The organism is Dietzia natronolimnaea (assembly GCF_002289575.1).
Lineage (GTDB): Bacteria > Actinomycetota > Actinomycetes > Mycobacteriales > Mycobacteriaceae > Dietzia > Dietzia natronolimnaea_A.
Genome location: NZ_NTGA01000013.1, coordinates 127,290 through 153,899 on the forward strand (window position 1 = coordinate 127,290; position 26,610 = coordinate 153,899).

Annotated in this window: 27 protein-coding genes and 1 tRNA gene; 13 read left to right on the forward strand and 15 right to left on the reverse strand. The window is 70.6% G+C overall.

The genetic code is table 11. The features are described 5' to 3' along the window. Position 1: 1 nt before the first annotated feature. Entirely contained in the window at positions 2-1,858 is a 1,857-nt protein-coding gene (gene glmS / locus CEY15_RS07360) for a glutamine--fructose-6-phosphate transaminase (isomerizing) (RefSeq protein WP_095717885.1), read from the reverse strand. A gap of 73 nt (positions 1,859-1,931) precedes the next feature. On the opposite strand from glmS, the gene CEY15_RS07365 reads away from it, so the two are divergent. Next, a complete protein-coding gene (locus CEY15_RS07365; RefSeq protein ID WP_245847370.1) occupies positions 1,932-2,804 on the forward strand; it encodes a chlorophyllase/cutinase-like alpha/beta fold protein in 873 nt (290 codons plus the stop codon). A 46-nt stretch (positions 2,805-2,850) separates the two neighbouring features. Here CEY15_RS07365 and glmM read toward each other — a convergent pair whose 3' ends face one another. The 3 genes from glmM to rplM form a co-directional block, all read right to left on the reverse strand. Beyond that, positions 2,851-4,212: a phosphoglucosamine mutase gene (gene glmM, locus CEY15_RS07370; RefSeq protein WP_095717887.1), complete on the reverse strand. Its 1,362-nt coding sequence runs from the start codon at positions 4,210-4,212 to the stop codon at positions 2,851-2,853. Positions 4,213-4,369: 157 nt separating this feature from the next. Continuing rightward, a complete protein-coding gene (gene rpsI / locus CEY15_RS07375) occupies positions 4,370-4,912 on the reverse strand; it encodes a 30S ribosomal protein S9 (RefSeq protein WP_017837231.1) in 543 nt (180 codons plus the stop codon). Next, entirely contained in the window at positions 4,909-5,352 is a 444-nt protein-coding gene (gene rplM, locus CEY15_RS07380; protein ID WP_017837232.1) for a 50S ribosomal protein L13, read from the reverse strand. The genes rpsI and rplM overlap by 4 nt, the downstream gene beginning before the upstream one ends. Before the next feature lie 215 nt (positions 5,353-5,567). On the opposite strand from rplM, the gene CEY15_RS07385 reads away from it, so the two are divergent. Continuing rightward, positions 5,568-5,643, forward strand: a tRNA-Arg gene (locus CEY15_RS07385). A gap of 173 nt (positions 5,644-5,816) precedes the next feature. Further along, positions 5,817-6,143: a hypothetical protein gene (locus CEY15_RS18450; RefSeq protein WP_176475040.1), complete on the forward strand. Its 327-nt coding sequence runs from the start codon at positions 5,817-5,819 to the stop codon at positions 6,141-6,143. A gap of 107 nt (positions 6,144-6,250) precedes the next feature. On the opposite strand, the gene CEY15_RS07395 is transcribed toward CEY15_RS18450, so the two are convergent. The 4 genes from CEY15_RS07395 to CEY15_RS07410 all read right to left on the reverse strand — a co-directional run bounded on the left by CEY15_RS07395 (position 6,251) and on the right by CEY15_RS07410 (position 9,888). Continuing rightward, a complete protein-coding gene (locus CEY15_RS07395; protein ID WP_017837234.1) occupies positions 6,251-6,790 on the reverse strand; it encodes a hypothetical protein in 540 nt (179 codons plus the stop codon). Positions 6,791-6,962: 172 nt separating this feature from the next. Next, a complete protein-coding gene (locus CEY15_RS07400) occupies positions 6,963-8,585 on the reverse strand; it encodes a solute symporter family protein (protein ID WP_017837235.1) in 1,623 nt (540 codons plus the stop codon). Further along, on the reverse strand, positions 8,585-8,863 hold the full coding sequence (locus CEY15_RS07405) for a DUF485 domain-containing protein (protein WP_245847375.1): 279 nt from the start codon (positions 8,861-8,863) through the stop codon (positions 8,585-8,587). The genes CEY15_RS07400 and CEY15_RS07405 overlap by 1 nt, the downstream gene beginning before the upstream one ends. Before the next feature lie 278 nt (positions 8,864-9,141). After that, positions 9,142-9,888 (reverse strand): enoyl-CoA hydratase, encoded by a 747-nt coding sequence (locus CEY15_RS07410; RefSeq protein WP_095717890.1) that lies wholly within the window; start codon positions 9,886-9,888, stop codon positions 9,142-9,144. A 110-nt stretch (positions 9,889-9,998) separates the two neighbouring features. Between CEY15_RS07410 and CEY15_RS07415 the strand changes: the two genes are divergently transcribed. Further along, the gene (locus CEY15_RS07415) at positions 9,999-11,525 is read left to right on the forward strand and encodes a carboxyl transferase domain-containing protein (RefSeq protein ID WP_095717891.1); all 1,527 of its coding nucleotides are present in this window, start codon (positions 9,999-10,001) and stop codon (positions 11,523-11,525) included. 62 nt (positions 11,526-11,587) lie between these two features. Then, the gene (locus CEY15_RS07420) at positions 11,588-13,507 is read left to right on the forward strand and encodes a propionyl-CoA synthetase (RefSeq protein WP_095717892.1); all 1,920 of its coding nucleotides are present in this window, start codon (positions 11,588-11,590) and stop codon (positions 13,505-13,507) included. Positions 13,508-13,598: 91 nt separating this feature from the next. Here CEY15_RS07420 and CEY15_RS07425 read toward each other — a convergent pair whose 3' ends face one another. From CEY15_RS07425 to pdxH, 3 genes are all read right to left on the reverse strand, one after another. Next, on the reverse strand, positions 13,599-13,955 hold the full coding sequence (locus tag CEY15_RS07425) for an FKBP-type peptidyl-prolyl cis-trans isomerase (protein WP_017837241.1): 357 nt from the start codon (positions 13,953-13,955) through the stop codon (positions 13,599-13,601). Positions 13,956-13,986: 31 nt separating this feature from the next. Further along, a complete protein-coding gene (locus CEY15_RS07430; RefSeq protein ID WP_017837242.1) occupies positions 13,987-15,276 on the reverse strand; it encodes a citrate synthase in 1,290 nt (429 codons plus the stop codon). A 165-nt stretch (positions 15,277-15,441) separates the two neighbouring features. After that, on the reverse strand, positions 15,442-16,107 hold the full coding sequence (gene pdxH / locus CEY15_RS07435) for a pyridoxamine 5'-phosphate oxidase (RefSeq protein WP_017837243.1): 666 nt from the start codon (positions 16,105-16,107) through the stop codon (positions 15,442-15,444). A 103-nt stretch (positions 16,108-16,210) separates the two neighbouring features. On the opposite strand from pdxH, the gene serC reads away from it, so the two are divergent. The 3 genes from serC to CEY15_RS07450 all read left to right on the forward strand — a co-directional run bounded on the left by serC (position 16,211) and on the right by CEY15_RS07450 (position 19,270). Then, positions 16,211-17,335: a phosphoserine transaminase gene (gene serC, locus CEY15_RS07440; RefSeq protein ID WP_095717893.1), complete on the forward strand. Its 1,125-nt coding sequence runs from the start codon at positions 16,211-16,213 to the stop codon at positions 17,333-17,335. Between the two features lie 145 nt (positions 17,336-17,480). Further along, complete coding sequence (sepH, locus tag CEY15_RS07445; protein WP_095717894.1) at positions 17,481-18,365, forward strand: septation protein SepH; 885 nt, start codon at positions 17,481-17,483, stop codon at positions 18,363-18,365. Between the two features lie 8 nt (positions 18,366-18,373). After that, entirely contained in the window at positions 18,374-19,270 is an 897-nt protein-coding gene (locus CEY15_RS07450; RefSeq protein ID WP_095717895.1) for a DUF6928 family protein, read from the forward strand. Between the two features lie 42 nt (positions 19,271-19,312). On the opposite strand, the gene CEY15_RS07455 is transcribed toward CEY15_RS07450, so the two are convergent. Together CEY15_RS07455 and CEY15_RS07460 are read right to left on the reverse strand one after the other, a co-directional pair. Continuing rightward, entirely contained in the window at positions 19,313-20,146 is an 834-nt protein-coding gene (locus CEY15_RS07455) for a TrmH family RNA methyltransferase (RefSeq protein ID WP_095717896.1), read from the reverse strand. 12 nt (positions 20,147-20,158) lie between these two features. Further along, complete coding sequence (locus tag CEY15_RS07460; protein ID WP_017837248.1) at positions 20,159-21,625, reverse strand: NCS2 family permease; 1,467 nt, start codon at positions 21,623-21,625, stop codon at positions 20,159-20,161. A 75-nt stretch (positions 21,626-21,700) separates the two neighbouring features. Between CEY15_RS07460 and CEY15_RS07465 the strand changes: the two genes are divergently transcribed. Further along, positions 21,701-21,970, forward strand: coding sequence for a DUF2530 domain-containing protein (locus tag CEY15_RS07465; protein WP_031264944.1), 270 nt, complete (start codon positions 21,701-21,703; stop codon positions 21,968-21,970). Between the two features lie 28 nt (positions 21,971-21,998). On the opposite strand, the gene CEY15_RS07470 is transcribed toward CEY15_RS07465, so the two are convergent. Continuing rightward, positions 21,999-22,892 (reverse strand): DUF3027 domain-containing protein, encoded by an 894-nt coding sequence (locus tag CEY15_RS07470; protein WP_176475041.1) that lies wholly within the window; start codon positions 22,890-22,892, stop codon positions 21,999-22,001. Positions 22,893-22,949: 57 nt separating this feature from the next. Between CEY15_RS07470 and CEY15_RS07475 the strand changes: the two genes are divergently transcribed. From CEY15_RS07475 to CEY15_RS07485, 3 genes are read left to right on the forward strand one after another with little or no spacing between them, the layout of a single operon-like run. Further along, positions 22,950-23,852: a glutaminyl-peptide cyclotransferase gene (locus CEY15_RS07475; RefSeq protein ID WP_095717898.1), complete on the forward strand. Its 903-nt coding sequence runs from the start codon at positions 22,950-22,952 to the stop codon at positions 23,850-23,852. After that, positions 23,845-25,236, forward strand: coding sequence for an MFS transporter (locus tag CEY15_RS07480; RefSeq protein WP_095717899.1), 1,392 nt, complete (start codon positions 23,845-23,847; stop codon positions 25,234-25,236). Before CEY15_RS07475 ends, CEY15_RS07480 begins: the two co-directional genes overlap by 8 nt. Continuing rightward, positions 25,233-25,742, forward strand: a complete 510-nt coding sequence (locus CEY15_RS07485) for a DUF2771 family protein (protein ID WP_095717900.1) — start codon at positions 25,233-25,235, stop codon at positions 25,740-25,742. Before CEY15_RS07480 ends, CEY15_RS07485 begins: the two co-directional genes overlap by 4 nt. 9 nt (positions 25,743-25,751) lie before the next feature. Here the strand turns inward: CEY15_RS07485 and CEY15_RS18955 are convergent, their stop codons facing one another. Beyond that, positions 25,752-26,153 carry a cold-shock protein gene (locus CEY15_RS18955; RefSeq protein ID WP_095717929.1) on the reverse strand — a complete coding sequence of 134 codons (402 nt, stop codon included), beginning with the start codon at positions 26,151-26,153 and terminating at the stop codon, positions 25,752-25,754. A 121-nt stretch (positions 26,154-26,274) separates the two neighbouring features. Here CEY15_RS18955 and CEY15_RS07495 point away from each other — a divergent pair, with 121 nt between their 5' ends. Next, positions 26,275-26,556, forward strand: a complete 282-nt coding sequence (locus tag CEY15_RS07495; RefSeq protein ID WP_095717930.1) for a hypothetical protein — start codon at positions 26,275-26,277, stop codon at positions 26,554-26,556. Positions 26,557-26,610: the final 54 nt, after the last annotated feature.

Consider the following 26,610-nt stretch of genomic DNA (forward strand, 5'->3'; position numbering starts at 1 on the left):
GTCACTCCACCGTGACGGACTTGGCCAGGTTGCGGGGCTTGTCCACGTCGTACCCGCGGGCGGCGGCGACCTCGGCGGCGAAGGCCTGGTAGGGGATCGTCGCGAGCAGCGGCTGCAGGAGCGTGGTCGAGGCCGGGATCGGGATGAAGTGATCCGACAGCGGTCGCACCGCCTCGTCCCCCTCCTCGGCGATCACGATGGTGCGCGCACCCCGGGCCCTGATCTCCTGGACGTTGCTCACCAGCTTGGAGTGCAGAACCCCACGTCCCTCGACCGGCGGCATGACGATGAAGACGGGCAGGTCGTCCTCGATCAGCGCGATCGGACCGTGCTTGAGCTCGCCCGCCGGGAAGCCCTCGGCGTGCATGTACGCCAACTCCTTGAGCTTGAGCGCGCCCTCGAGCGCGGTCGGGTAGCCGACATGGCGGCCGAGGAACAGCACCGACTTCGACCCGGCCAGCTCCCGGGCGATCTCGCGGACCGGGTCCAGGGAGTCGACAACGTGCTGGATGGCCTCGGGCATCTTCTCGAGCTGACGGAACTCGGCTGCCACCTCGTCGGGGTACTTGGTGCCGCGGGCCTGGGCCAACGCCAGCCCGACGAGATAGTTGGCGGTGATCTGGGCGAGGTACGCCTTGGTCGAGGCCACGCCGATCTCGGGTCCGGCGTGGGTGTACAGCACCGCGTCCGCCTCGCGCGGGATCTGCGATCCGTTGGTGTTGCAGACCGCCAGGACCCGGGCCTTCTGGGACTTGGCGTGCCGCACGGCCTCGAGGGTGTCGGCGGTCTCGCCCGACTGGGAGATGGCCACCACGAGGGTGGATCGGTCCAGCACCGGGTCGCGGTAGCGGAACTCCGAGGCGATCTCGACCTCGCAGGGCAGACGGGTCCAGTGCTCGATCGCGTACTTGGCGACAATGCCGGAGTGATACGCGCTGCCGCAGGCAACGATGAACACCTTGTCGATGTCCCGCAGGTCCTGGTCGCTGATCCGCTGCTCGTCGAGCACGATGCGACCGTCCTGGAAGTGGCCGAGCAGGGTGTCGGCCACCGCCTTCGGCTGCTCGGCGATCTCCTTGAGCATGAAGTAGTCGTACCCGCCCTTCTCGGCGGCGGCCAGGTCCCAGTCGATGTGGAACGGACGGCCCTCCGTGGGCTCGCCGGCGAAATCGGTGATCTCGTACCCGCCGGCCCGGAGCACGACCACGTTGTCCTGCCCGAGCTCCACCGCCTCACGGGTGTGTTCGATGAACGCCGCGACGTCCGAGCCGAGGAACATCTCGCCCTCCCCCACTCCCAGCACCAGCGGCGTCGACCGACGGGCCGCGACGAGGGTGCCGGGGTGGTCGGCATGGCTGAACACCAGGGTGAAGGCGCCCTCGAGTCGACTGAGAACGGCCCGGCACGACGCGACGAAATCTCCCGCGTGGGGACCGGACCCCATCTCCCGGGCAAGCAGATGGGCGGCGACCTCGGAGTCGGTGTCCGAGACCAACTCGACTCCGGCGGCCTCCAACTCGGCGCGCAGCGGGGCGAAGTTCTCGATGATGCCGTTGTGCACGATCGCCACGTCGCCGGAGACGTGCGGGTGTGCGTTGCGGTCGCTGGGGCGTCCGTGGGTGGCCCAGCGGGTATGTCCGATCCCGGTGGTCCCCGGGAAGCCGTCGTCACCGGCGGAGGCCAGCGCGGCCTCGAGGTTGGCGAGCTTGCCTTCCTTCTTCTCGACCCGAGAGCCACCCGACCCGTCCAGCACGGCGACCCCGGCGGAGTCGTACCCGCGGTACTCCATCCGCCGCAGGGCCTCGACCACGACAGGGAGGGCAGCCTGATGCCCCACATAACCGACGATTCCGCACATGGCCGCTAAGTGTAGCCAGGCCGTCCCGACGCCCCGGCACCGTCGACCCCCCGGAGGCGATACTGTGGCCCCCGTGGCCACCAAGACCAAAGCTCTGCTCGACAAGGTGAACCGGCGGGGCCCCCACGGGGTCGATACGGGCGATCTCGGGTTCACCGGGACGCCGGGCGCCGTGTTCGTGCCCCGTGACGCACCGTCGCCCGCCCCGGTGGTGGGCTTCGCCCACGACTGGACCAAGGGTCCCCGCGACTACACCGACACGCTCAAGCACCTCGCCTCGTGGGGCTTCGTCGTGGTGGCGCCCGCGACCGACCGGTCCCCCCGTCCGAATCACCAGCACTTCGCCGACCATCTGTCGGCCGCGATCGAGGACGTGCTCCAGGCCAAACTCGGCCGCGGGGGCGTCCGGGCGGACCCCCGCCGGATCGGACTGGCCGGTCACGGTCTCGGCGCCGGGGTCGCCGCACTCCTGGCCTCCCAGCGCACCGATATCGGGGCCGTGGCGATGGCGTTCCCCACCGAGACCGTTCCGTCCGCCGCCGATCGGGCGATGACCATCGACGCGCCGGGCCTGCTCCTGTCGGCCTCCGGTGGCGTGCACGCCGAGGACGCGCGAGCGCTCCACCTGGCATGGCGCGGTCCGATCGTGCACCGGCGTCTCGAGAAGGCCATCGAGACCGGCCTGGTCGAGGGCGCGCCGTTGATCAAATACGTCGGGCTCGCGGACCCGGACCGCCGGACACAACGCACGGTGCGGCCGCTTCTGGCGGGTTATCTCCTGACCACGCTCGCGGGCGATGCGACCTACTCGGTGTTCGCCGATCCGGAGAAGACGCTCAAGGACACCGTCACGGTGACCGACGCGATGCTGGACGAGGAGGACGACGACCTCATGGCCGGCGGGCCGCCGCTACTCAGACTCTTCAAGAGCGTCACCGGGAGCTGAGCCGGCTCTCGAGCCCGGCCGGCCCGGGCCTCGTCAGACGGTGGTGTCAGACCGTGGTGACGAGTCCCGCCAACCGCTCGGCCACCCTGCGGGCGCAGTGCGCGTCCTCCGCTTCCACCATGACGCGGACCAGCTGCTCGGTACCCGACGGGCGCAGCAACACCCTGCCGGTCGCGCCCAGTCGCGCCTCTTCCTCCGCCACCGCGTCGCCCACCACCTCGGACGACACGACAGCTGCCTTGTTCTCGACCGGCACGTTGATCAGGACCTGCGGGAGCACCGTCATCACGCCGGCGAGCTGGGCCAGGGAGCTGCCGGTCTCCGCCATCCGGGCCATGATGCGAAGGCCGGTGAGGACCCCGTCGCCGGTGGTCGCGTGGGCGGGGAGGACGAGGTGACCGGACTGCTCGCCGCCGAGGCTGTACCCACCCTCACGAAGACGTTCCAGAACGTAGCGGTCCCCCACCTTGGTCTCGGTGACGTGGATCCCCGCGGCCTGCATCGCCACCTTGAGGCCGAGGTTGCTCATGACCGTCGCCACGAGAGTGTCCTCCACGAGCTCTCCGGCGTCCCGCATCGCCAGCGCGAGGATCGCCATGATCTGGTCACCGTCGACGACGTCACCGGAGGCGTCCACGGCGAGGCAACGGTCCGCGTCGCCGTCGTGCGCGAGGCCGAGATCCGCTCCGTGCTCGCGGACGGCCGCGCGCACGTCGTCCAGATGGGTGGAGCCGCACCCGTCGTTGATGTTGTACCCGTCGGGGCTGGAGTGGAGCTCGATCACGGTCGCCCCCGCACCACGGTAGGCGCGCGGCGCCGCCACGCTCGCCGCCCCGTTGGCGCAGTCCACCACCACCCTGAGCCCGTCCAGCCGCCCCGGCGTCGCGTCGAGCAGGTGCCGGACGTACCCGTCCAGCGCGTCCTCCGACGGCGCACGTGAGATCCGGCCGACCTGCGCCCCGGTGGGTCCGGTGATCGTCCCCTCCGCGAGCGCACCCTCGATGCGGTCCTCCAGGTGGTCACCGAGCTTGTGCCCGCCGGCGGCGAAGAACTTGATGCCGTTGTCGGGCATCGCGTTGTGCGAGGCCGAGATGACCGCCCCGAGCGCCGCACCGTGCCATGCCGTCAGATGGGCGACGGCAGGGGTCGGGAGTTCCCCGACGCACAGCACGTCCACCCCCTGGCTGGCCAGACCGGCGGCGAGGGCCGCCTCGAGCATCTCACCCGACGCCCGGGGGTCGCGGCCCACGACGGCCAGGGGGCGGGCCGGGGCCACCTCGGGCCCGGTGGCGCGGGCCTCGGTCGCGAGGACGGAGGCGGCAGCGGCACCGAGCCGTACTGCCAGGTCCACCGTGAGCGTCCGATTGGCGAGTCCGCGAACCCCGTCGGTACCGAAAAGTCGGGTCATGATGCGTGATCCTCCGGGGTAGGGGGACCGCCACCGCACGCGGCGTGGGTGGTCCGGACCGGGTAAGGATAACCCCGGCCGTGAGGTCCCTCGGGAAACAAGCCAGAGCAGGCCCCCGCGGTAGCGGGCGCCTGCTCTGGGATATCGAGCGCGGTGATCAGCGCTTCGAGTACTGCGGTGCCTTACGGGCCTTCTTCAGGCCTGCCTTCTTACGCTCGACGGCGCGGGCGTCCCGGGTGAGGAAGCCGGCCTTCTTGAGCGCCGGGCGGTCATCCGAGGAGTACTCGATCAGCGCACGGGCGATCGCCAGGCGCAGTGCGCCGGCCTGACCCGACGGTCCTCCACCGTGGAGCAGTGCCACGATGTCGAACTGCTCCTCGCGCTCGACGAGGACGAGCGGGGACTTGACGAGCTGCTGGTGCACCTTGTTCGGGAAGTAGTCCTCGAGACTACGACCGTTGAGGGTGAACTGACCGGAACCGGGCATGAGGCGGACGCGGGCGACGGCCTCCTTGCGGCGTCCGACCGCCTGTGCCGGACCGGAGGAGACGACGGGGGCCAGCTGGGACTCGGCGTCGGCCACGTAATCGGTGCCGCCGGCGTAGTCGGCCTCGCTGTAGTCCTCGGCGACCTCGGCGGCGAGCTCCGCCACCGTGTCATCGGCGAGCTCGGCCTCGGGGGTGATGTTCTCGTCGGTCACTGGGCCACCTGCTTGATCTCGTAGGGCACGGGCTGCTGGGCGGCGTGCGGGTGATCGGGTCCCGCGTACACCTTCAACTTGGAGGCGACGGCACGACCGAGCTTGTTGCTCGGGAGCATGCCCTTGACGGCCTTCTCGACGACGCGATCCGGGCGCGTGTCCATGGCCTTGCCGAGGGACTGCGACTTGAGCCCGCCGGGGAACCCGGAGTGGCGGTGATGCATCACGCGCTCGCGCTTGTTGGACGAGATCGCGACCTTGTCGGCGTTGATGATGATGACGAAGTCGCCGGTGTCGGCGTTCGGGGCGAACTGCGGCTTGTGCTTGCCACGGAGGATGTTGGCGACCTGGACGGCGAGTCGACCGAGAACCACATCAGTGGCGTCGATGACGTACCAGGCGCGCGTCACGTCCCCGGGCTTGGGGGTGTACGTGGACACAGGCGATACCTCTGTCTGTCTAGTGGGGCTGCCGGCCGGTCGGACGCCCTCCCCCTCGCGCGGCGGCCGGTGGTGACCCGCGGAGGCGGTCCGCCGATCTCCGGTTACGGAGACGACACGGACGCCGACGGTCAACCATACCGCCCGGGTGCGGACACTCCAACTCGCCGATCACGGAGACGGGCGGGCATCGGTTAGACTCTCCCCCGGTTCCCGCCCTCGTAGCTCAGTGGATAGAGCACGGCTCTCCTAAAGCCGGTGTCGGAGGTTCGATTCCTCTCGAGGGCACCACGGCGCGGGGCCGGGCGGCGCCCGGTCCCGGCCCCCTCAATCCCCTCGCCGCCCGATATTCAGCCCATACCGGCGCCCCGTTGACATCAATACATGCACGCATGATGATGTATGCATGCCGAGGCCGCGGACGCTGCCTACGACCACGGCGACGAGGAACAGGAGCCCCACCCATGACCGTGACCGACCACCCCACCGCCGAGCCGCACTCCCACACCCACGGGCCCGGCTGCGGGCACGAGGCCGTCGTCCACGAGGATCACGTGGACTACCTGCACGACGGCCACCTGCACCGCGAGCACGACGGCCATTACGACGAGTGCACCACCTGCTCGTGTGACAACTGCGACGACAGCTGCGCGATGTGCACCTGTACGGACTGCACCTGCGAGACCTGCAACCACAACATCTGCTCGTGCGACAACTGCGGCGAGCGGCACGAGTGCGCGAACTGCGTCTGCGACGACTGCAGCTGCGCGACCTGCCGCCACGCGGCCTGACGGTCCCGAACGACGCCAGCCCCGAACGGGCCGGCCCGCAACAGATCTGGCCGAGACGGATCGAGCCCGCTGATGTGTCATCAGCGGGCTTGATCCGTCTCGGGCGATCAGCGTCGCAGAGTCGCGGCGAACGCCCCGGTCAACGCCAGGATCGGCAGGCCGATGAACAGGTGGACTATCGCGGCGGCCACCCCGTCGAGGAACGGGACCGTCACCAGGAGCGGCAGAGCCACGGCCGCGATGATCAGCAACCCCACGGTCCACGAGAAGAACTGCTGCGGGTTGGCGGTGCCGACGAGCAGCAGGTACCAGAGGAGCCCGGCCAGGATCGCGGCCACCGCCCCGTAGACGGCGTACATGGTGGGGGTGTTGCCGCCGTTGGCCCACTGGTGGCCGAACCTGCCGAACGCCGCGTCCACCACCCAGGCGATCAACCACCCGGCGATCGCCGCCACGAGAGCCGTGGCCGCGACGCTGCCCAGGAACTTGCCCATGTCGATCGCCGGACCGCGGGGCGCCCGGCGCTCCTGGTACCCGGCGTCGTTCGCGTAGGGCTCGTCGTACCCAGGGTCCCCGCCCATCTGCGAGTACGCGCGCGAGTCGGGCTGGCCCATGCGCCGCGTCTGGTCGTCCTGTCCGGGATACATTCTTCTACCGCCTCCGAATCGGTGTGGTGGTCACCGAGGGTAGTCCCTTTGTCCACCGACTTCTCGCCTGCCGGGGTGCGGCACGGCCGAACGGCCCGGTCGACGATGCCGGCCCGCCCGACCGTCTTCACGGTCGGGCGGGCCGGTGTCGGGTCCGTGCGGACGAGTGGGATCAGTGGCTGATCGTCTTCTCCACACCGACACCGGTGAGGGAACGGACCTCCATCTCGACCCGCTTCTCCGGGAACTCGTCCTTCTTGCCGAGGAAGGTGCCGATGATCCCGAGCAGGAACGCCAGCGGGATCGACACGATGCCCGGGTTGGACAGCGGGAACAACGAGAAGTCGACACTGGTGATCATCGACTTCGGGCCGCCCGAGACCGCGGGCGAGAGCGCGATCAGCACGAGCGTGCTGATCAGGCCGCCATACATCGAGAACAGCGCGCCCGTGGTGTTGAACCGCTTCCAGAACAGCGAGTAGAGGATGGTCGGCAGGTTCGCCGAGGCCGCGATGGCGAACGCCAGGGCCACGAGGAAGGCGATGTTCTGCCCCATGGCGCCGATCCCCATGATGATGGAGGCGATACCGATCACCACGACGGTGATCCGCGACACCCGCAACTGGGCCTTCTCCGTCGCCTTCCCGTGCTTGATCACGCCGTTGTAGATGTCGTGTGCGAACGACGCCGAGGCCGTGATGGCCAGACCCGCGACCACCGCGAGGATCGTCGCGAAGGCGACCGCCGAGATGATGCCGAGGAAGATCTCGCCACCGAGCGCGAAGGCCAGCAGCGGGGCCGCCGAGTTCACGCCACCGGGCGCCGCCTCGATCACCTCCGGCCCCACCATCGCCGCGGCACCGAAACCGAGGACCAGGGTGAACAGGTAGAACGACCCGATGAGAGCGATCGCCCAGGTGACCGACCGGCGGGCCTCCTTGGCGGTGGGGACCGTGTAGAAGCGCATCAACACGTGGGGCAGGCCGGCGGTACCGAAGACCAGGGCGATCGACAGGGAGATGAAGTCGAGCTTGCTGGTCTCGGTGGCGCCGTACTGCAGGCCGGGCTGGAGGAGGTCCTTCCCGGAGTTCGCGACGGCCTCACCGAGGAGCGCCGAGAAGTTGCCCCGCACGGCCACCAGCACGAACAGGCACATGATCAGCACGCCACCGACGAGGAGGACGGCCTTGACCATCTGCACGTACGTGGTGCCCTTCATGCCACCGACCAGCACGTAGACAATCATCAGGATGCCGACGGCGGCCACGACGATCGCCTGCCCGGTGGAGTCGTTGATGTTGAGCAGCAGGGCCACCAGGCCACCGGCGCCGGCCATCTGCGCGATGAGGTAGAACAAGCAGACCGCCAGGGTCGCCAGTGCGGCGGCCATACGGACGGGTCGCTGCTGGAGCCGGAAGCTGAGCACGTCCGCCATGGTGAACCGACCGGTGTTGCGCATCAGCTCGGCGACCAGCATCAGGGCGACCAGCCAGGCCACCAGGAACCCGATGGAGTAGAGGAAGCCGTCGTAGCCGTTGATGGCGATCGCGCCGGCGATGCCCAGGAACGACGCGGCCGACAGATAGTCGCCGGCGATGGCGAACCCGTTCTGCGGGCCCGTGAAGCTGGAGCCACCCGTGTAGAAGTCCTTGGTCGACTTGGTCGACTTGGACGCCCGGAGGACGAGGGTCATGGTCACGACGATGAAGATCCCGAACACGACCATGTTGAGCAGCGTGCTGCCGACCTGCTCACCGGGGGCGAGCTCGCGGATGTTGTACAGCCAGTCGCCCATCAGGCCACCTCACCTTCCAGCTCGTGGCGGATCGCTTCCGCGCGGGGATCGACCACCCGGTTGGCGAACCGGATGTAGAGGAACGTGGTGACGAACTGCGCCAACCCGATGATCAGCCCCCAGGTGATGTTCCCGAAGACCTTGGTCGCCATGAAGTCGGTCGCGTAGACCGCCAGGAGCACGTACAGGAAGTACCAGACGAGGAAGGCGATCGTCATGGGGAAGACGAACGCCCTGAACTTGCTGCGCAACTCCTGGAATTCCGGGCTGGAATGCATCGCCTCGAAGTCAGCCGGCTCCGGGCTGCGTCGCGACGATCCTCCCACCGGGGGATCAGCTGGCTGGGACACGGAGGTCCTCCGTTTCAATTGTCTCGAGCCGCACCGCTGTAGTGATGGGCCTCACAGATTTGGACGGAAGAAGTGTGACACGGGACACAAGCCTTCGCCGAGACCGATGTGAACGCCAGAGACGGTGTCGGCAAATGCCCTGGTGGAGTCACCCCCATCGGAGGGGTGGACCACCTATTCCGGGGGGGTCACGGGGTGATGCCGGATCAGCGTCCGCGAAACACCGGCGGCCTCTTCTCCGCGCGTGCGGCCCGTGCCTCGGCCATGTCCTCGCTGTGCCAGGCGAGTTGCTGCAGCTCGGTGTGTTCGTCGCGGGGCAGGAGCCGAGCGTCGTCGTCGTTGATCACGGACTTGATGTGCCGGAGGCTCAGGGGGGCGAATCGCGCGAGCTCCGCCGCGAGTTCCATCGCCGTGTCGAGGTCTCCGATCTCGTTGGCCAGGCCGATCCGGGCCGCCTCCTCCGCGCCCACCGGACGCGCGGTCATGAGGACCGACCGCGCGTGCCCGCCCCCGACCACGTTGGCGAGCCGCTTGATCGTCCAGTTGTCCAGGGCCAGTCCCACCTTCACGACGGGTACCGCGAACACGGCGCCGGGGGCCACCACGCGGAGATCGGCGGCCAGGGCGAGCTGGACCCCGGCGCCGACCGCGGGCCCGTTGACGGCCGCGATGACGGGGACCGGCACCGACTCCACCGCCCCGAGCATCGCGGCGTGCGCGTCGTAGAAGTTCAGGTTGTACACGCCGCCGGACAGGTCCGCGCCGGCGCAGAAGGCCGTCCCCGCTCCGGTGATGACGATCGCCCGGACCGGGTCCTCGCCCTCCGCCGCGGCTCCCGCCGCCTCGATCGCCTCACGCAGGGCCGTGCAGACCTCGGCGTCGAGGGCGTTGCGGGTGCGGTGGCGGTCGATGGTGACGACGGCGACGGGTCCGTCCCTGCGTGTGTCGATCATGGCGGCGGGGCCTTCCGGTGCGTCGCGGCCTGGTACGTCGCGGGGGTACTACCCTGCACCCCGCGACCGAGGATACCTGCTGGTGAGCGCACCCACCGTACGATGCGTCCATGGCCAGAACCGGAGCTCTGCAGATCCTCGACATGGTCCTCGACGACGGGTCGTTCCGGTCCTGGGACGGCGCACCCTTGCGCTCGCCCCAGGTCGACTCGGTCCCGGGCTATGCGGACTCCCTTGAGCGCGCGGCGCGGGAGTCCGGGGTGGACGAGGCCGTCATCTCCGGCGAGGGGACCCTGATGGGTCGGCGCGTGGTGTTCATCGCCTGCGAGTTCGACTTCCTGGCGGGGTCGATCGGAATCGCGGCGGCCGAGCGGATCGTGTCCGCGATCGAGCGAGCCACCGCCGAGCGCCTGCCGATCCTGGCGTCCCCCACGTCCGGCGGGACCCGCATGCAGGAGGGCACGATCGCCTTCCTGCAGATGGTCAAGATCTCCGCCGCCGTGGCCGGGCACAAGTCGGCGGGGCTCCCCTACCTGGTCTACCTGCGACACCCGACCACCGGAGGGGTGTTCGCCTCGTGGGGGTCGTTGGGCCACGTCTCGGTGGCCGAACCCGGGGCGCTGATCGGGTTCCTGGGGCCCCGGGTGTACGAGGCGCTGTACGAGGCCCCCTTCCCCGACGGCGTCCAGGTGTCGGAGAACCTCGCCCGCCGCGGCATGATCGACGGCGTGCTCCCTCCCGAGGGGGTACGGGACCTCACCGCGCGGGCCCTGCGCGTCCTGTGCGAGGACCCGCCGTGCCAGGACGAGCCGGCGCCACCGCACGGGCCCGTCCCCGAGCCGGAGACCGACCGCGCCGAGCCGCCCGACGCGTGGGACGCCATCGTCCGCTCCCGCCGGCGCGACCGCCCCGGCGCCCGGTCTTTCCTGGAGCGTGTCGCGCCGGACCGGGTCCCGCTCTCGGGCACCGGCCAGGGCGAGGACAGCGGGTCGCTGTTGCTCTCCCTGGCGCGGTTCCGAGGCCAGTCCGCGGTGGTGCTGGCCCAGGACCGTGACGCGGAGAGCGAGACGAGCCCGCTCGGCCCGTCCGCACTCCGCTCCGCGCGGCGCGGCATGCGCATCGCCGCCGAGATCGGGGTCCCGTTGGTCCTGCTCATCGACACCCGCGGGGCCGCGTTGTCCCGCGAGGCCGAGGAGGGCGGTCTCGCGGGAGAGATCGCCCGCAGCCTGGCCGACCTGGTCACCCTGCCCACCCCGACGGTCTCGGTGATCCTCGGCCAGGGCACGGGGGGCGCCGCCTTGGCGATGCTCCCCGCGGACCGCGTGCTGTGCGCCCGTCACGGGTGGCTCGCCCCGCTCCCCCCCGAGGGCGCGAGCGCGATCCTCTACCACGAGACCACTCGGGCACCCGAGGTGGCGCGATCGCAGGGGATCACCTCGACCGACCTCCTCCGGGCGGGGATCGTCGACGTGGTCGTCCCCGAGCGACCCGACGCGGCGGACGAACCGGACGCCTTCTGCGACCGGCTGGCGGACGCCGTCGCCTCGGCTCTCGTCGAGGTCAGGCGACGTCCCCCCGAGCGGAGGTATGCCGAGCGGATGTCACGGTATCGGGACCTCGGCCTGAGACTAGGGTGAATCGCGTCACAGGCCGTCGGCACTGATTCGGGGGCTGCACCGCCGCACGAGAGGCTCAACCGATGTCGGACTCCACGACCTCGTCGACCTACGCCGAGGCCCACCGGCTCTCGATCACCGATCCCGATGCCTTCTGGCTGGAGGCCGCCGGCGCCGTCGACTGGATCACTCCCCCCACGACGGCGGTCGACGGGTCGAGGCCGCCGTTCTACCGCTGGTTCCCCGACGGCCGGCTCAACACGTCCTACAACTGCCTCGACCGCCACGTCGAGGAGGGCCGGGGGGACCAGGCCGCGTTCATCTACGACTCGGCGGTGACCGGGGCCACCGAGACCATCACCTACTCCCAGTTGCTGGAGCAGGTAGAGGCCTTCGCGGGTGCGCTCACCGCCGAGGGCGTGGGCCACGGCGACCGGGTCGTGATCTACATGCCCATGGTTCCCCGGGCAGCCGTGGCGATGCTCGCGTGCGCCCGGATCGGCGCCGTGCACTCCGTCGTCTTCGGGGGTTTCGCCGCGCCGGAGCTGGCCATCCGCATCGACGACGCCCGACCGAAGGTCGTGGTGACCTCGCCCGGCGGAATCGAACCCACCCGCAAGGTCCCCTACTTCCCCATGGTCGCCAAAGCCCTGGGTCTCACCCGCCACACGCCGGGCGCTGTGATCGTCGCCGGCCGACCTGACCAGTTCCCGGATGAGTCCTTTCCCGAGACCCCCGGCACCACCTGGACCGACTGGGACGAGGCGGTCGCGGGGTCGGACCCCGCCGGGCCCGTCCCCGTCGCCGCGACGGACCCGCTCTACATCCTGTACACCTCCGGGACCACGGGCCTGCCCAAGGGCGTGGTGCGGGACAACGGTGGCCACGCCGTCGCGCTGACGTGGTCGATGTGGAACGTCTACGGGATCCGCCCCGGCGAGGTCTGGTGGACGGCCTCGGACGTCGGTTGGGTCGTGGGGCACTCGTACATCGTCTACGGCCCGCTGCTGGTGGGCGCGACGTCCATCATCTACGAGGGCAAACCCGTCGGCACCCCGGATGCCGGCGCGTTCTGGCGGGTGATCGCCGAGCACGGGGCCACCGCGCTGTTCACCGCGCCCACGGCCGTCCGCGCCATCCGCAAGGAGGACCCGGAGGGCCGGGAGATCGCCCGGTACGACCTGTCCACCATGCGCACCCTGTTCTGTGCGGGCGAGCGACTGGATCCCGACACCCATCGATGGGCCACCGAGAATCTGGGCACACCCGTGGTGGACAACTGGTGGCAGACCGAGACGGGCTGGCCCATCGCCTCCAATCTGCGCGGTCTCGAGCCGATGCCGATCAAGGCCGGGTCCCCCACCGTGCCCGTGCCCGGGTACGACCTCCGCGTCCTGGACTCCGGGGGCACCGAACTACCCGCCGGGGAGGAGGGCAACCTGGCGATCCGGTTGCCGATGGCGCCGGGCACCCTGTCGGGGCTGTGGGACGACGACGAGAGGTTCATCTCCTCGTACATGTCCGTCTTCGACGGGTACTACTCCACCGGGGACGGCGGGTACATCGACTCCGACGGCTACGTCTACGTGATGGGCCGGACCGACGACGTCATCAACGTCGCCGGCCATCGGTTGTCGACGGGTTCCATGGAGGCCGTGATCGCCACCCACCCCGCGGTGGCCGAGGCCGCCGTCATCGGTGTGAAGGACGAGCTCAAGGGCCAGCGGCCGGTCGGGTACGTGGTCCTCAAGTCCGGTGAGGTACGTGATCCCGAGGAGTTGCGGGCCGAGTTGGTGGCGATGGTCCGCGAGGAGATCGGCGCGGTGGCCACCTTCCGCGACTGCACGGTCGTGCAGGGCCTGCCCAAGACCCGCTCGGGCAAGATCCTGCGCAAGACGATGCGGCAGATCGCGGACGGGCAGGAGGACGTCACGGTCCCGTCGACGATCGAGGACCCCGCCGTGCTCGACGCACTCACCCCGTTGCTCCGACAGTCGGACTAGGAGCTTCGTCCACGCAGGGCGCGCCCCGCACGACGACGACGCCCCGCCCTCCGGATGGAGAACGGGGCGTCGGGTGGGACGCGGGACCGTCTCAGGCGTCGAGCAGGTCGATGACGAACACCAGGGTCTTGCCGCCGAGCGGGTGCAGGGCCGCGGAGGTCCCGTAGGCCTTGTCCGGCGGGATGACCAGCTGACGGCGGCCCCCGACCTTCATGCCCGGGATGCCCTCCTGCCAGCCCTGGATGAGGCCGTTGAGCGGGAACGTGATGGACTCGCCCCGGTCCCACGAGGAGTCGAACTGCTCGCCGGTCTCGTAGTCGACACCGACGTAGTGGACGGTGACGTTACCGCCGGCCACCGCCTCGGCGCCCTCTCCGACCGCGAGGTCCTCGCTGACGAGGTCAGTGGGGGCGGGGCCGGTCGGCCTGTCGATCTCGGGCTTGTCCATGGTGTCTCCTCCTGGAGTCCGGTTCCCGGGCTCAGCGCTGGCTGATCGGGGTGAAGCTCCGCTCGGCCGGACCGGTGTAGACCTGGCGCGGGCGGTTGATCTTGGTGGACGGATCCTCGCGCATCTCGCGCCAGTGCGCGATCCACCCCGGCATCCGGCCGAGCGCGAACAGCACGGTGAACATCTCGGTGGGGAAGCCCATCGCGCGGTAGATGAGGCCCGTGTAGAAGTCCACGTTCGGGTAGAGCTTGCGCTCGACGAAGTAGTCGTCGGCCAGCGCGGTCTCCTCGAGCTTGAGCGCGATCTCGAGAAGAGGGTCGTTGCTCTGCGACAGCAGGGCGTGCGCATGCTTCTTCGCGATCTGGGCGCGCGGGTCGTAGCTCTTGTAGACGCGGTGGCCGAAGCCCATCAGCTTGACGCCGTCCACCTTGTTCTTCACGCGATCCATGTAATCGGTGGCGTCGCCGCCCTCCGACTCGATGCGCTCGAGCATCTCGAGCACGGCCTGGTTGGCCCCACCGTGCAGCGGCCCGTACAGGGCGTTGATTCCACCGGTGATGGAGGCGTACAACGGCGCCTCGGAGGACCCGACCATGCGGACGGTCGAGGTGGAGCAGTTCTGCTCGTGGTCTGCGTGGAGGACGAGCAGCATGTCGAGGGCGTCGGCGATCTCGTCGGTGATCTCGTAGTCCGGCCCGAACGTCATACGGAGGAAGTTGCGGACGTATCCGAGCGAGGGGTCCGGATCGACGGCGTCATGGCCGCGTCGGATGCGCTCGATGGCGGCGGCGAGCGTCGGGCCGCGGCCCAGCAGCCGGGCGGTGGCCAGGTCCACGGCCTTGGGGTCGTCGATGTCGAGGTCGTCCCCGTGGGTCCCGAACAGGCTCACGCCGGCGGAGAAGACGGGCATCGGGTGGGTGTCCAGCGGGAACGCCTGCAGCAGCGGCATCATCTGACCGGGCAGCATTGTCTCCCCGAGCACCTTCTCGGTGAACTCCGCGAGCTGGGCCTCCGTGGGGTCCTCGCCGTAGATGAGCAGGTAGGAGACCTCGAGGAACGAGGCGTTGTCGGCGAGCTGGTCGATCGGGTACCCGCGGTGCCGCAGGATGCCCTCGTTGCCGTCGATGTAGGTGATCGAGGAGGTGCAGGCGGAGGTGTTGACGAACCCGACGTCCAGGGTGGTCATCCCCGTCTTGGCCAGCAGCGAACCCAACTGCACCGCGTCGCTTCCGCAGGTCGCGTCCACCACGTCGAGCCCGAGCTCACCGCCGGGGTAGGACAGTGTTGCCTTGCGGTCCGAACCGTTCGAGCCTGCGGTCACGCGATTCCCTCTCCGACGACTGGTCCCGGCGGCATCTCCCGCCACGAATGTGCTGTGCCACACCCTACCGTGAGGGTCGCCCGCGCTCAGAAGCGTGCACCGGTCCGCTCCCCCCGGGCCGCGCCCGCCCGGGGCGTCGACACGCATCCCGGACCCGTCAGCGGGTCAGGGTTGCAGCCGCCGGACCGTCCACCCGTCCTGTCCCCGGAGGCATTCCACCCGGTCATGGAACCGGTCCCGGCCCCCCTGCCAGAACTCGACACGGTCCGGGCGCAGCCGGTATCCACCCCACCGGTCGGGCATCGGGATCTCCTCTACGTCCGCGAGGCGCTCCTCGGCGACCTCGTAGAGCGCGTTCAACTCCTCGACCCCACCCACGGGCTGGGACTGCTCCGACGCCCACGCCGCCACCTGGGACCCCCTCGGACGCGTGCGCCAGTACGCCAGGCTCTCCGCCCGGTCCAGTGGACTGCACCGCCCCTCGACGTGGACCTGGCGTTCCACCGTCAACCACGGGAACGTCGCCGAGGCGTACCCGGAGCGCGCCAACTGCGCACCCTTCCGGGAACTCATCGTGGTGAAGAACGTCAGGCCCCGGTCGTCCGCACCCTTGCACAGCACCGTCCGGGTCGACGGCCTGCCGTCGACGCCGACCGTGCCGAGGACCATCGCGTTGGGCTCGCGCACACCCCGGTGGCCGGCCTCCTCGAGCCACGCGGCGAAGAGCGGTAGCCAGCCGTCGTGCAGATCCCCCACGTCCAGGCTGGGGTGCAGGCCGTATCCGACGCGCATCGTGTCGAAGTCGGCCGGTTCGAGTGTGGGATCGCCCATGTCCCAGACGCTACTCCGGGCCCGACGCGCCCCCGACTAGGATGGTGGCGATCGAGAATCCCACCACCGAGAATCCCACCACAAGGAACGGCACCCCAAGAGCATGAGCGATCAGCTGCCCACCATCCCCGCCGACCTCAAGCCCGCGGACGGGCGGTTCGGCTGCGGCCCGTCCAAGGTCCGCCCCGAGCAGATCGAGGCCGTCTCCGCCGCCGCCACCTCGGTGATGGGCACCAGCCACCGCCAGGCGCCGGTGAGGGACGTCGTCGGCCGGGTCCGCGAGGGACTGTCCTCCCTGTTCTCCCTCCCCGAGGGCTACGAGGTCGTGTTGGGCAACGGTGGCACCACCGCGTTCTGGGACGCCGCGGCGTTCGGTCTGGTCCGCGAGAAGTCCCTCCACCTGACCTACGGTGAGTTCTCCTCGAAGTTCGCCAAGGTCACCGGCGGGGCGCCGTTCCTCGCCGACCCGATCGTGGTCTCGGCCGAGCCGGGGTCGGCTCCCGATCCCACCTCGGACCCGTCCGTGGACCTCATCGGCTGGGCCCACAACGAGACCTCCACGGGCGTGATGGTGCCGGTGACCCGCCCGGCGGGCTCGGAGAACGCCCTCGTCGCGATCGACGCCACCTCCGGGGCCGGCGGGCTTCCCGTCGACATCTCAGACGCCGATGTCTACTACTTCGCGCCGCAGAAATGCTTCGCCTCCGACGGTGGCATCTGGGTGTCGGTCATGAGCCCGGCCGCGCTCAAGCGCGTGGCCGAGATCGCGGCCACCGACCGGTGGTGCCCGGACTTCCTCTCGCTCCCCACCGCGGTGGACAACTCCTCCAAGAACCAGACGTACAACACCCCGGCCGTGGCCACCCTGCTGATGTTCGCCGACCAGATCGAGTGGATGAACACCCAGGGCGGTCTGGACTGGTGCGTGGCGCGCACCCGGGACTCGTCCTCCCGCCTGTACGACTGGGCCGAGGCCAGCGAGTACGCCACTCCGTTCGTCACCGAGCCCGCCCACCGCTCACAGGTAGTCGGGACCATCGACCTCGACGAGTCGATCGACGCCGCGCTGGTCGCCAAGACCCTGCGGGCGAACGGCATCCTCGACACCGAGCCGTACCGCAAGCTCGGCCGCAACCAGCTCCGCATCGGCATGTTCCCGGCGATCGACCCCGAGGACGTCTCGCAACTGACCCGGTGCATCGACCACGTGGTGGGCCAGCTCGGCTGACCCCCGGCCCACGACTATTCCGCAGCCCACCCGGCCCGTCACGACGCCGGGTGGGCTGCGCTGACCTACGATGGTGGGAACGCCCGGGGGCCGGGAGCGCGCCGTTCGAGCCGCCCAGGGGACCGCGAGGAGTCGAGGAGGCGGTATGCGGAAGCTGAGGATCATCGGGGTGGACGCCGACTCGGCCGTGGTCGAGTGTGAGCTCCCCGACTCGGGCGAGACGCTGGCCCTCCCCCTCGACGACAGGTTTCGTGCCGCCGCCCGCGGAGAAGCCGTGACCCCCGAGGCCTCCCGGGGCGTGCCCGTGACGGGCACGCTGCGCCCGCGCGAGATCCAGGACCGGATCCGGCACGGCGCCTCCCCCGAGGACGTGGCCGCCGACGCCGGGGTCCCGATGTCCCGGATCGAGGGGTTCGCCGTCCCCGTGCTCCTGGAGCGCGCGACCGCGGCCGAGCTCGCGCGGTCGTCGCACCCGGTCCTCCCGGACGGGCCCGCACTCGACACCCTCGCCGACAGGGTCGCCGCCGCCCTCGATCACCGCGGCGTCGACCCGGACGTCGTCGCGTGGGACGCCTGGCGCGACCGCGCCGGTGGATGGATCGTCCGGGTCTCCTGGCCCGCCGGGCTCTCCGACGACGCCTCGGCGACCTGGTCGTTCGTCCCCGACTCCCACGGGGGGGCCGCCCGGGCACTGGACGACGAGGCCGAGCGACTCCTCGATCCGTCCCGCGCCACGGCTCTGCGCACCGTGACGTCACCGCCCCCGCTCCCGCCGGGACCTCCGCCGATCCGCTCCGTGCCGACGCCCGTCCGCCCCGCGCGCGGCGGGTCGGAGGCCACCCCGGTGGAGAGGTCGACAGCCCCGGCCGGACACTCCCCCGAGTCCGCGCCGGCAGACACCGGGGACTCCGCCGAGGACCACTTCCTGCAGCACCCGCCTGCCGGACCCGAGCGCCGCACCGCCCGTCGGCACCCGACCATGCCCTCGTGGGAGGACGTCCTGCTCGGCGTCCGCGGCAAGGACGACTGAGACCCGCCATGGGCCACCACGTCGCGACCTTCTGGTATGTGGGAACGGACGACCCGTCCGCTCCCATCAGGTCCGGCCACCCCTCTGACCCCGGGTTCGCCCGGCGCCTGCTCTCCCGACTCCACCCGACCGTCACCCCCGCCTCGCTGGGGATGTTCCCCCTCAACCGGTCAGCATCCGCTGGTCCCGGTGAGGTGTACGTGGGGTCGTATCCCGGGTTGACCGTTGTGCAGACCCAGCTCGACCGGCCCGTCCTGCCCTCCGCGACCGACGAGACGTGGCTACGCCTGGTCGAGGCCCCCACGGTCCTGATGTTCTCGCACGACCCCGACGACGGGATCAGCGGGTTCGCCCGCTGGGAATCGGGTCGGCTGGTGCGCTCGTTCGCCGGGGCGGACGACCGGATCGTCGAGGACGAGGGCATGCCGTTGCCGTTCGAACGGCCCTACTGGGCGGGTGAGTTCCCGCCGGAGGGCGCCGACGACACCCCGCTGGCGCTGCCGTTCTCGCCGTCGTCGCTACTCCACGCCGCCCACCGGGAGTGGCTGGGGTTCGATCTGTCGCCGGGCGGGCTCGACGTCCCCGTGCACGGCTTCGCCACCGACGGGCGACGGGAGGTCCGCCAACGCACCGCGCCCACCGGCGCCGCGGTGCACGTGGTGGGTTCTCCCGGTCGCGCCGAACTCCACGCCGCCAGCCGACGCGACTCCCGCCCCGCCAGCAGGGACGCCGGTACGTCTTCTCCCTACGCCGACGACGACTACGAGCGGGCGCCGCTCGTCCCCGCGGTGGCGCGGGCCTCCTCGCCCGTCACCGGGGCCGTCCGCAGGATCGCCGGCGTCGTCGGTGACGCCGTCCGGCGCGCCGGCGGTGCGATGAACCGCCGCCTGGCGAACCGACGCTGACCACCCGACGCTGACCACCCGACGCCGAGGTACCCGCCGGGCTCAGCCGCGCGACCGCTCGTAGAACGCCACGGCCGCGGCCGTGGCCACGTTGAGCGAATCCGTTCCCGCGGTCATGGGGATCGCCGCCCGCACATCACACGCCCGCATCGCGTGCTCGGTGAGCCCCGGCCCCTCGGCCCCGAGGACGAAGGCCACCTTGTCGGCGTCGACGGCGCGGGAGAGCGGCACCTGGGCAGAGGGGGTCAGCGCCACCGTGCGGAAACCCTGCGCGCCCAGATTCCCGAGAGCGCGGTGCCAGGTGGTGGGGGTCCCCGGCAGGTGCGCGAACGGCAGCCGCAGGACATGGCCCATGGACACGCGCACCACGCGCCGGTAGAGCGGGTCCCCGGTCGCGGCACCGAAGAGCACCCCGTCGACGCCGAGCGCCGCGCAGTTGCGGAAGATCGCCCCCAGGTTCTCGGGGTCGTTGACCCCCTCGAGCACCACGAGGGTCCGGGCACCGTCCACGACCGCGTCGGCCTCGAGCGGGGTCGGCCGGTGGGCGGCGGCGAGGATGTCGCGGCTGGACCGGAACCCGATCACCTCGCCGAGCACGTCCTTGGTCGTGCGCAGGTACACGGCTCCGGCGGCCCGTTCGTCGGCGTCCCAGCCCTCGGCGGCCGCCTCACGGCGCAGTTGCCGCAGGCGCGCGTCGGTCCCCAGCAGGACGTGCGGGCGGAACCGGGACAGCAGCATCCGCCCCACCACGTAGGTGCCCTCCGCGATCACCAGACCCCGCCCGCCCGGTAGGTCGGGGCGACGGTCGGAATGGTTGAGGTCGCGGAGATCGTCCAGCCGGGGATCGGCGGGATCGGAGACGTCGACGACGAGCACTGCCCGCGCCGCTCAGGCCAGCAGGTCGGTGATGGGCCCGATCGCGAAGAACACGAGGAACGCCGCCGCGACCACCCACAGCAACGGGTGCACGGACCGGGCCTTGCCGGTGGCGGTGGCCATCACGACCCAGGCCACGAACCCGATGCCGATGCCGTTGGCGATCGAGTAGGTGAACGGCATGGTGACGATCGTGAGGAAGGCCGGGAGCGCGATCGCGAAGCGCGTGAAGTCGATGTTGACGATCTGCGACATCATGAGCGCGCCGACCACCACGAGCGCGGGGGCGGCCGCCTCCACGGGGACGACCTCGTAGAGCGGTGTGAAGAACATCGCGACGAGGAAGAGGACACCGGTGACGATGTTTGCCAGTCCGGTTCGGGCGCCCTCGGCGATACCCGTTGCCGACTCGAGGAAGACGGTGTTGGAGGAGGATGAGGTGAAACCACCGGCGACGGCCCCGACGCCCTCGACCACGAGCGCGGTCTTCATGTTGGGCAGGTTGCCCTTCTCGTCCATGAGCCCGGCCTCTTTGCCCAGGCCGGTGAAGGTACCCATGGCGTCGAAGAAGTTGGCGAGCAGCAGGGTGAAGACGAACAGGCCGGCGGCCAGGGGGCCGATGCGGACGAACGCGCCGAAGAGATCCACCTGCCCGATGAGGGACAGGTTGGGCAGCCCACCCAGGGTCTCGGGGATCCCCGGGACCGCGAGGTTCCATCCGGTGGGGGACGGCTCACCGTCTACGAAGGACGGGCCGGCGTCCGCGACCGCCTCGACGATGATGGCCAGGACGGTGGTGACCACGATGCCGATGAAGATGCCGCCGCGCACCTGCCGGGCCACGAGGATCCCGCACAACAGGAGCCCGAAGGCGAACACGGCGGTCGGCCACGAGGCGATCGACCCCTCGATCCCCAGTCCCACCGGGACCGTGGTGCCCGCGGCGTCGGGGAGTCGACGCACGAAGCCGGAGTCGACGAAGCCGACCATGGCGATGAACAGCCCGATGCCCACCGCGATGGCGGCCTTGAGGTCCGAGGGGATGGCGTCGAAGACGGCCTTGCGGAACCCGCTCACCGCGAGGATGACGATGATGATGCCCTCGATGACGATCAACCCCATGGCCTCGGCCCACGTGACCTGCCTGGCGATCGTGACCGCGACGAGGGAGTTGATGCCCAGGCCGGTGGCGAAGGCGAACGGATAGCGGGCGATCGCGCCGAAGGCCACCGTCATCACCCCGGCGGTGAACGCGGTGACCGCGGCGATCTCGATGATCGACAGCTGGTTGCCCTCGACGTCGACACCCGAACCGAGGATCAGCGGGTTGAGCACGATGATGTAGGCCATCGCGAAGAAGCTGACCACCCCACCGCGCACCTCGCGGGACACGGTCGACCCGCGCTCGCTGATCTTGAAGTACCGGTCGACGGCCCCACCTACTGGGGTCCGCGACGGGGCCCCGGTGCTCTGCGACATCTGGAGACCTTCCTGGCGGTGGTGAGGAACCGTCATAGAGTAACCGGCCCTGGAGCCTGCGGTAGCGTCGCGGTCATGACGGAGAGGCCGACAGAGCCGCAGGTGCCCCGGATCCCGGGTTACCTGCTGGACCCGCGGCCCGTCGTCCTCATCGGGACCCTCGCGTGGACGATCGCCCTCCTGGCGATGATGCTCATGGACGAGGTGGACATGCGCGCGGTCATCCTCTGCGCGGTCGGCGTGGGTGTGGGTGCGATCGGCACGCTGGTCTACGCGCTCCAGCGGCGCGCGGTCCTGCGCGGCAGCGCTGGGGCACAGGTCGGTCTCGACTTCGACCACACCTGAGCCGACCCCACCCGGGGCGTCTACGGGGTCAGACCTGGTCGGGAGTGATCGCCCGACCCGTTTCTCCCGCCTGGTCCTGCGCCTCGGCCGCCCCGCGCGCCCGGGCGGCGGAGGCCGCCAGCTGCTGGGGAAGAACCACCACGTCCACGGCGGCGTCGTCATACGCCTCGGTCGCGGGCGCCGTGGACTCGGTGGCCACCTGCACCTCGCTGTGGGCGCCGCAGCCGTACTGGAGATGGACCACCTGCCCGTCGGCGGAGTACTCGTTGGCGCACACCCCGAACATCGCCCCCAGCGAACCGGAGATCGGGAGCAGGAAGCCACAGGACCCGCAGTGGTGCTTGGCCCCGCGGGCGATCTCGGAGTCCGGCCCACGTGCGGCGGCCCATCGGGCGGCGGCGGCCGATCGGCCCTCGCGACTCAGGTGCCGGGGGCGTCCGAGACCCACGGGGCCGGCGACCTCGTCGAGCTCGTCGTCGCCCGTGAGGAGCTGCCCGGGGACCAGCCGCTCGTCGTCCTCGGCAGGGGGCAGGAGATCGCCCGCACCCAGATCGCCCGGCCGGATCCTCTTCTCCCAGGGCACCCATTCCGGGGCCACGACGGAACCGGGACCGGGCAGGAGGGAGATCTCGTCGACCGTCACCTCACCGCCGGGAACCAACGCCAACACGCAGGCCCAGTACCACCCCCGGTAACCGGCGAGGTCGGACGCGAACCGGTGCGTCGTGGTGAACGGCGCCTCGACGACGCTCCCCAGATGCTCTCCCACTCCGTCTGTCGCGAACTCCTCCACGGCGGAACGCGCCACGTCGACGCCCGAGGCCAGTCGCTCGCGCAGGGCCTCGTCGAAGCCCGAGGCCTGATCGGTGCTCACGGGGTCCGCCTCCTGATCCGTGTCTACCTCGGTGTTCACGCGACCCATTATGCGCGTCATCACCACGACGTCGCGGTTCGGCCCGCAGTACGGCATTCTTGAGCCATGCGTAGCGTCCTCGGCACCCTCGGCCCTCTCGCCGTCTCACTCTCCCTCGTCGGTGCCGTCGCGGCGTGCACCTCGACGGGTTCCGACTTCGCCGGGAGCCCCACGCCCGCCGAGGCCTCCCTGGCGTCGTCGAGCATGCCCACCGGGTCGGGTTCGGGCTCGGGCGCCACGGCAGGCGACCACGTGCCGGTGGGCCCGTCCGAGCCGCGGCCCACACGGGGCTCGGTCGAGGTCGTCCGCACCCTTGCGCACGACCCCACGTTGTTCACCCAGGGTCTGCAGGTGGTGGGGGACGAGATCTATGAGTCGACCGGGCAGTTGGGCCGTTCCGAGGTGCAGCGCCGCCCTCTCGCCGGCGGCCCGCCCACCGTCTCCGTGAAGATGGCCGATAACGAGTTCGGCGAGGGCCTGGCCGTCACACCGGACACGCTCTGGACCCTGACCTGGACCAATGGGATCGCCCACAACCGGGACCCCCAGACGCTCGAGGTGCGCTCGGAGGCGCCGTACGTGGGCGAGGGATGGGGCCTGTGTTACGACGGATCGCGCTTGATCATGAGCAACGGTTCGGACGAACTCACCTTCCGTGACCCGGTCACGTTCGAGCCCACCGGCACGGTCTCGGTGACCTCGGGGGGCGCATCGGTCGCCCGGATCAACGAACTCGAGTGCGCGGACGGCTCCGTCCTGGCCAACGTCTGGATGACCGACGAGGTCATCCGCATCGACCCCGCCACCGGCGCGGTCACCGCCATCTACGACGCCTCGGCGCTCGAACGGCCCCGGCCGGCCAGCCGGGAGGCGGTCCTCAACGGGATCGCCGCGCTCCCCGGATCGGAGAACGTGCTGCTGACCGGGAAGCTGTGGCCCACGATGTACGAGGTGCGCCTCATTGGGTGACCGCTCCCCCGGTCCGGCCCGCCGCGCCGCGGCCACCATCGGCCGGGGCGTCCGGCGGGTCTTCCACGCCGACGGGGCGAACCGATCGGGCCTGTCGCAGCTGAGCTACGTCACCGTCGCGAACTTCGCGTGCGACGCCATCCTCGCGGTCGCCCTGGCCAACACGCTGTTCTTCTCGGCCGCCACCGCCGAGTCGCGCAGCAACGTGGCCCTGTACCTGCTCGTCACGGTGGCACCGTTCGCGCTGATCGCCCCGGTGATCGGTCCGGCCCTCGACCGGCTTCGCAGCGGGCGGCGCCTCACGGTGTCGCTGACCTTCACCCTGCGGGCGGTGCTCGCGGTGATCCTCGCGCTGAATTTCGACTCCTGGCTGCTGTACCCCCTCGCGCTGGGAATGCTCGTGCTGTCCAAGACCTTCGGCGTGGTCAAGGCCTCCATCACACCCCACGTCCTGCCGCCGGCGCTCGACCTGGTCCGGACCAACTCCCGGCTGACCGTGCTCGGCCACGTGTGTGGGTCACTGATCGCGGGCGCCCTGGCCGGGGCCGTGTCCTGGCTGTGGGGCTCGGACGCGGCCCTGTGGCTGCTCGCCGTGGTGGCGCTCGTATCGGCGTACGTCGCGATGACCATCCCCGCCCGCGCCGAGGCCTCTCTCGACGAGGAGTCCGCGACCCTGCGTATGGACCGCGGCCGTCCGCTCGTCAGTGGTCTCAAGGCCGTCCTGACCCGGCCGCTGGGCCGTCAGGTCCTGGCGAATCTGTGGGCCGTGTCAATGGTTCGCTTCATGACCGGCTTCCTCACCCTGTTCCTGGCGTTCGTGGCCAAGGCCCAGGAGAACGCCACGGCGGCGGAACAGGCCGGGATGCTCGCGATCGCCGGTGTGGCGGGAGGTCTGGGCACGTTCGCGGGCAACGCCGTGGGTGCCCGCCTTCCGCTGGGCCGCCCGGGACGCATCACCACGACGGCGGCGGGCGCCGCGCTGTCGGCGGCGGTGGTGGCGGCGTTCCTCGGCAGCATCTGGGCGGCGGCCTCCCTCGCACTCGTCGCGGCGGTGAGCAGCGCACTCGGCAAGGTGGCGCTCGACGCGTCGATCCAGACGGACATCCCGGATTCCGCGCGGTCGTCGGCGTTCGGCCGGTCCGAGACGGCTCTGCAGCTGGCGTGGGTCGCGGGCGGCGCGCTGGGGGTCCTCCTGCCGCCGGACTTCACCGTGGGCTTCGGCGTGATCGCGGTCGTGGGCGCCCTGCTGTTCGCGCAGTCCCTCCTGACCGCACGCGGATCCACGCTCGTGCCGGGACTCGGCGGCAACCGACCCCGGTTCCCCGGAGCCCCACGTGACCCCCGTTCGTTCGGCGCACGCCTGCTGGGCAGAATGGAGGAGTGAGTTCCCGCAGCACTGCCCCCGCCTCCGGCCCCCGCGTTCGTCCAGTCACGTGGGCGATCCTGGCGTGGGTGCTCATCATGATCGCCGCGATCGTGGGGGCGTGGCAGGGGTCGGCCTCACGCCACGGGTCGGTACCGTCGATCACCGTCGCGACCGACCGCGATCACGTGGAGGTCCCTCCGTTCGCGGCCACGGACCTCGACGGCACCAGTTACGCCAATCCGGTCGGCCGGTTCACCATCTCGGGTGAGCACACGCTCACGGTTCGGCTCCCGGTGGAGCTGCGCCGCGCCACGCTCGACGTCTACGAGGTCCGCGCGGACGGGTTCCGCGAATACACCGTCGAACCCGACGGACCCGGCGAGCTGCTCGTCCCGGTGACCCTGCCCGACGAGGGACGGATCGAGGGGTTGGCGCTCAGGGCGGTCGCGCTGGTCTACGCCGCGGACGGCTCGGAGACGATCCTCAGCGGTGAGTGGTCGGTCGGGTTCGACTACGCCGACTGACCCTGCTGGTCACGCGTCCAGTTCGCGGGCGACCGCGCGGAGAACCGACGCCACCCGGCTCGACACCTTGTGGTCGGGACGGTGGCCGCGCCGCAACTCGGGCTGGACGGTCGACTCGAGCACCTTGATCATGTCCTCGACCATCCCGTGCAGCTCATCCGGGGAGTGCCGCGGCCCACCCCGGGGCGCCCGGTCCTGCGCGACGGTGGGCTCCTCGTGGACGATTACCCGGAGCGCCTGGGGGCCACGCCGACCGGAGACCATGTCGAACTCCACCCGCTGACGGGGCCGGAGCGTGTCCACACCGTCCGGAAGGGCGTCGGACCGGACGTAGACGTCCTCCCCGCCCTCATGGGACAGGAAACCGAAACCCTTCTCCGCGTCGTACCACTTGACCCTGCCACTGGGCACCGCGAACCACCTCTCCACACGATCGCGCACAGGTGCGACCGACTATCACCACGTCGCGCCCGAGCCTACCCTCGCCGAGGTGGTGGTCCTGTGCCCCCACCGGGCCGGTAGCCTGCCCGGTGTGACCTCAGATGCACGACCCCCGGCCGACGACCCCGACCCCTGGACCCCCCACGCGGCGGAGCCCGCCCCGGTCCGCCCCCGACGTCGCGGTCTGTTCGTGGCCGCCCTGGCCGTCTTCGCCGTCGGGGTCGTGTTCACGATCTTCGCCGCACTCACCCCGTTCGTGCTGGACCGGGACGCACCCACGTTCCTCTACGTCGGCGCGATGGTGTTCACCCCGATCGGGTTCCTCATGGGGCTGCTGTACGCGATCCTCGGCTCGCGGCCGCCCAGGGCGTGACGGAACCCACACTTCCGCGAATCTCCAGGTAACGAGCGGATAACACTGATAGCC

Bases quoted from the DNA above. Each gene is read 5' to 3' on its own strand.
- CEY15_RS07450 (WP_095717895.1), top strand. From the start codon at position 18,374: ATGGGCCACCACGTCGCGACCTTCTGGTATGTGGGAACGGACGACCCG.
- CEY15_RS18450 (WP_176475040.1), top strand. From the start codon at position 5,817: ATGACCGTGACCGACCACCCCACCGCCGAGCCGCACTCCCACACCCAC.
- CEY15_RS07465 (WP_031264944.1), top strand. From the start codon at position 21,701: ATGACGGAGAGGCCGACAGAGCCGCAGGTGCCCCGGATCCCGGGTTAC.
- serC (WP_095717893.1), top strand. From the start codon at position 16,211: ATGAGCGATCAGCTGCCCACCATCCCCGCCGACCTCAAGCCCGCGGAC.
- CEY15_RS07410 (WP_095717890.1), bottom strand. From the start codon at position 9,888: ATGATCGACACACGCAGGGACGGACCCGTCGCCGTCGTCACCATCGAC.
- CEY15_RS07415 (WP_095717891.1), top strand. From the start codon at position 9,999: ATGGCCAGAACCGGAGCTCTGCAGATCCTCGACATGGTCCTCGACGAC.
- CEY15_RS07475 (WP_095717898.1), top strand. From the start codon at position 22,950: ATGCGTAGCGTCCTCGGCACCCTCGGCCCTCTCGCCGTCTCACTCTCC.
- sepH (WP_095717894.1), top strand. From the start codon at position 17,481: ATGCGGAAGCTGAGGATCATCGGGGTGGACGCCGACTCGGCCGTGGTC.
- pdxH (WP_017837243.1), bottom strand. From the start codon at position 16,107: ATGGGCGATCCCACACTCGAACCGGCCGACTTCGACACGATGCGCGTC.
- CEY15_RS07400 (WP_017837235.1), bottom strand. From the start codon at position 8,585: ATGGGCGACTGGCTGTACAACATCCGCGAGCTCGCCCCCGGTGAGCAG.
- CEY15_RS07395 (WP_017837234.1), bottom strand. From the start codon at position 6,790: ATGTATCCCGGACAGGACGACCAGACGCGGCGCATGGGCCAGCCCGAC.
- glmM (WP_095717887.1), bottom strand. From the start codon at position 4,212: ATGACCCGACTTTTCGGTACCGACGGGGTTCGCGGACTCGCCAATCGG.
- CEY15_RS07425 (WP_017837241.1), bottom strand. From the start codon at position 13,955: ATGGACAAGCCCGAGATCGACAGGCCGACCGGCCCCGCCCCCACTGAC.
- glmS (WP_095717885.1), bottom strand. From the start codon at position 1,858: ATGTGCGGAATCGTCGGTTATGTGGGGCATCAGGCTGCCCTCCCTGTC.
- CEY15_RS07405 (WP_245847375.1), bottom strand. From the start codon at position 8,863: ATGCATTCCAGCCCGGAATTCCAGGAGTTGCGCAGCAAGTTCAGGGCG.
- CEY15_RS07460 (WP_017837248.1), bottom strand. From the start codon at position 21,625: ATGTCGCAGAGCACCGGGGCCCCGTCGCGGACCCCAGTAGGTGGGGCC.
- CEY15_RS07470 (WP_176475041.1), bottom strand. From the start codon at position 22,892: ATGGGTCGCGTGAACACCGAGGTAGACACGGATCAGGAGGCGGACCCC.
- CEY15_RS07420 (WP_095717892.1), top strand. From the start codon at position 11,588: ATGTCGGACTCCACGACCTCGTCGACCTACGCCGAGGCCCACCGGCTC.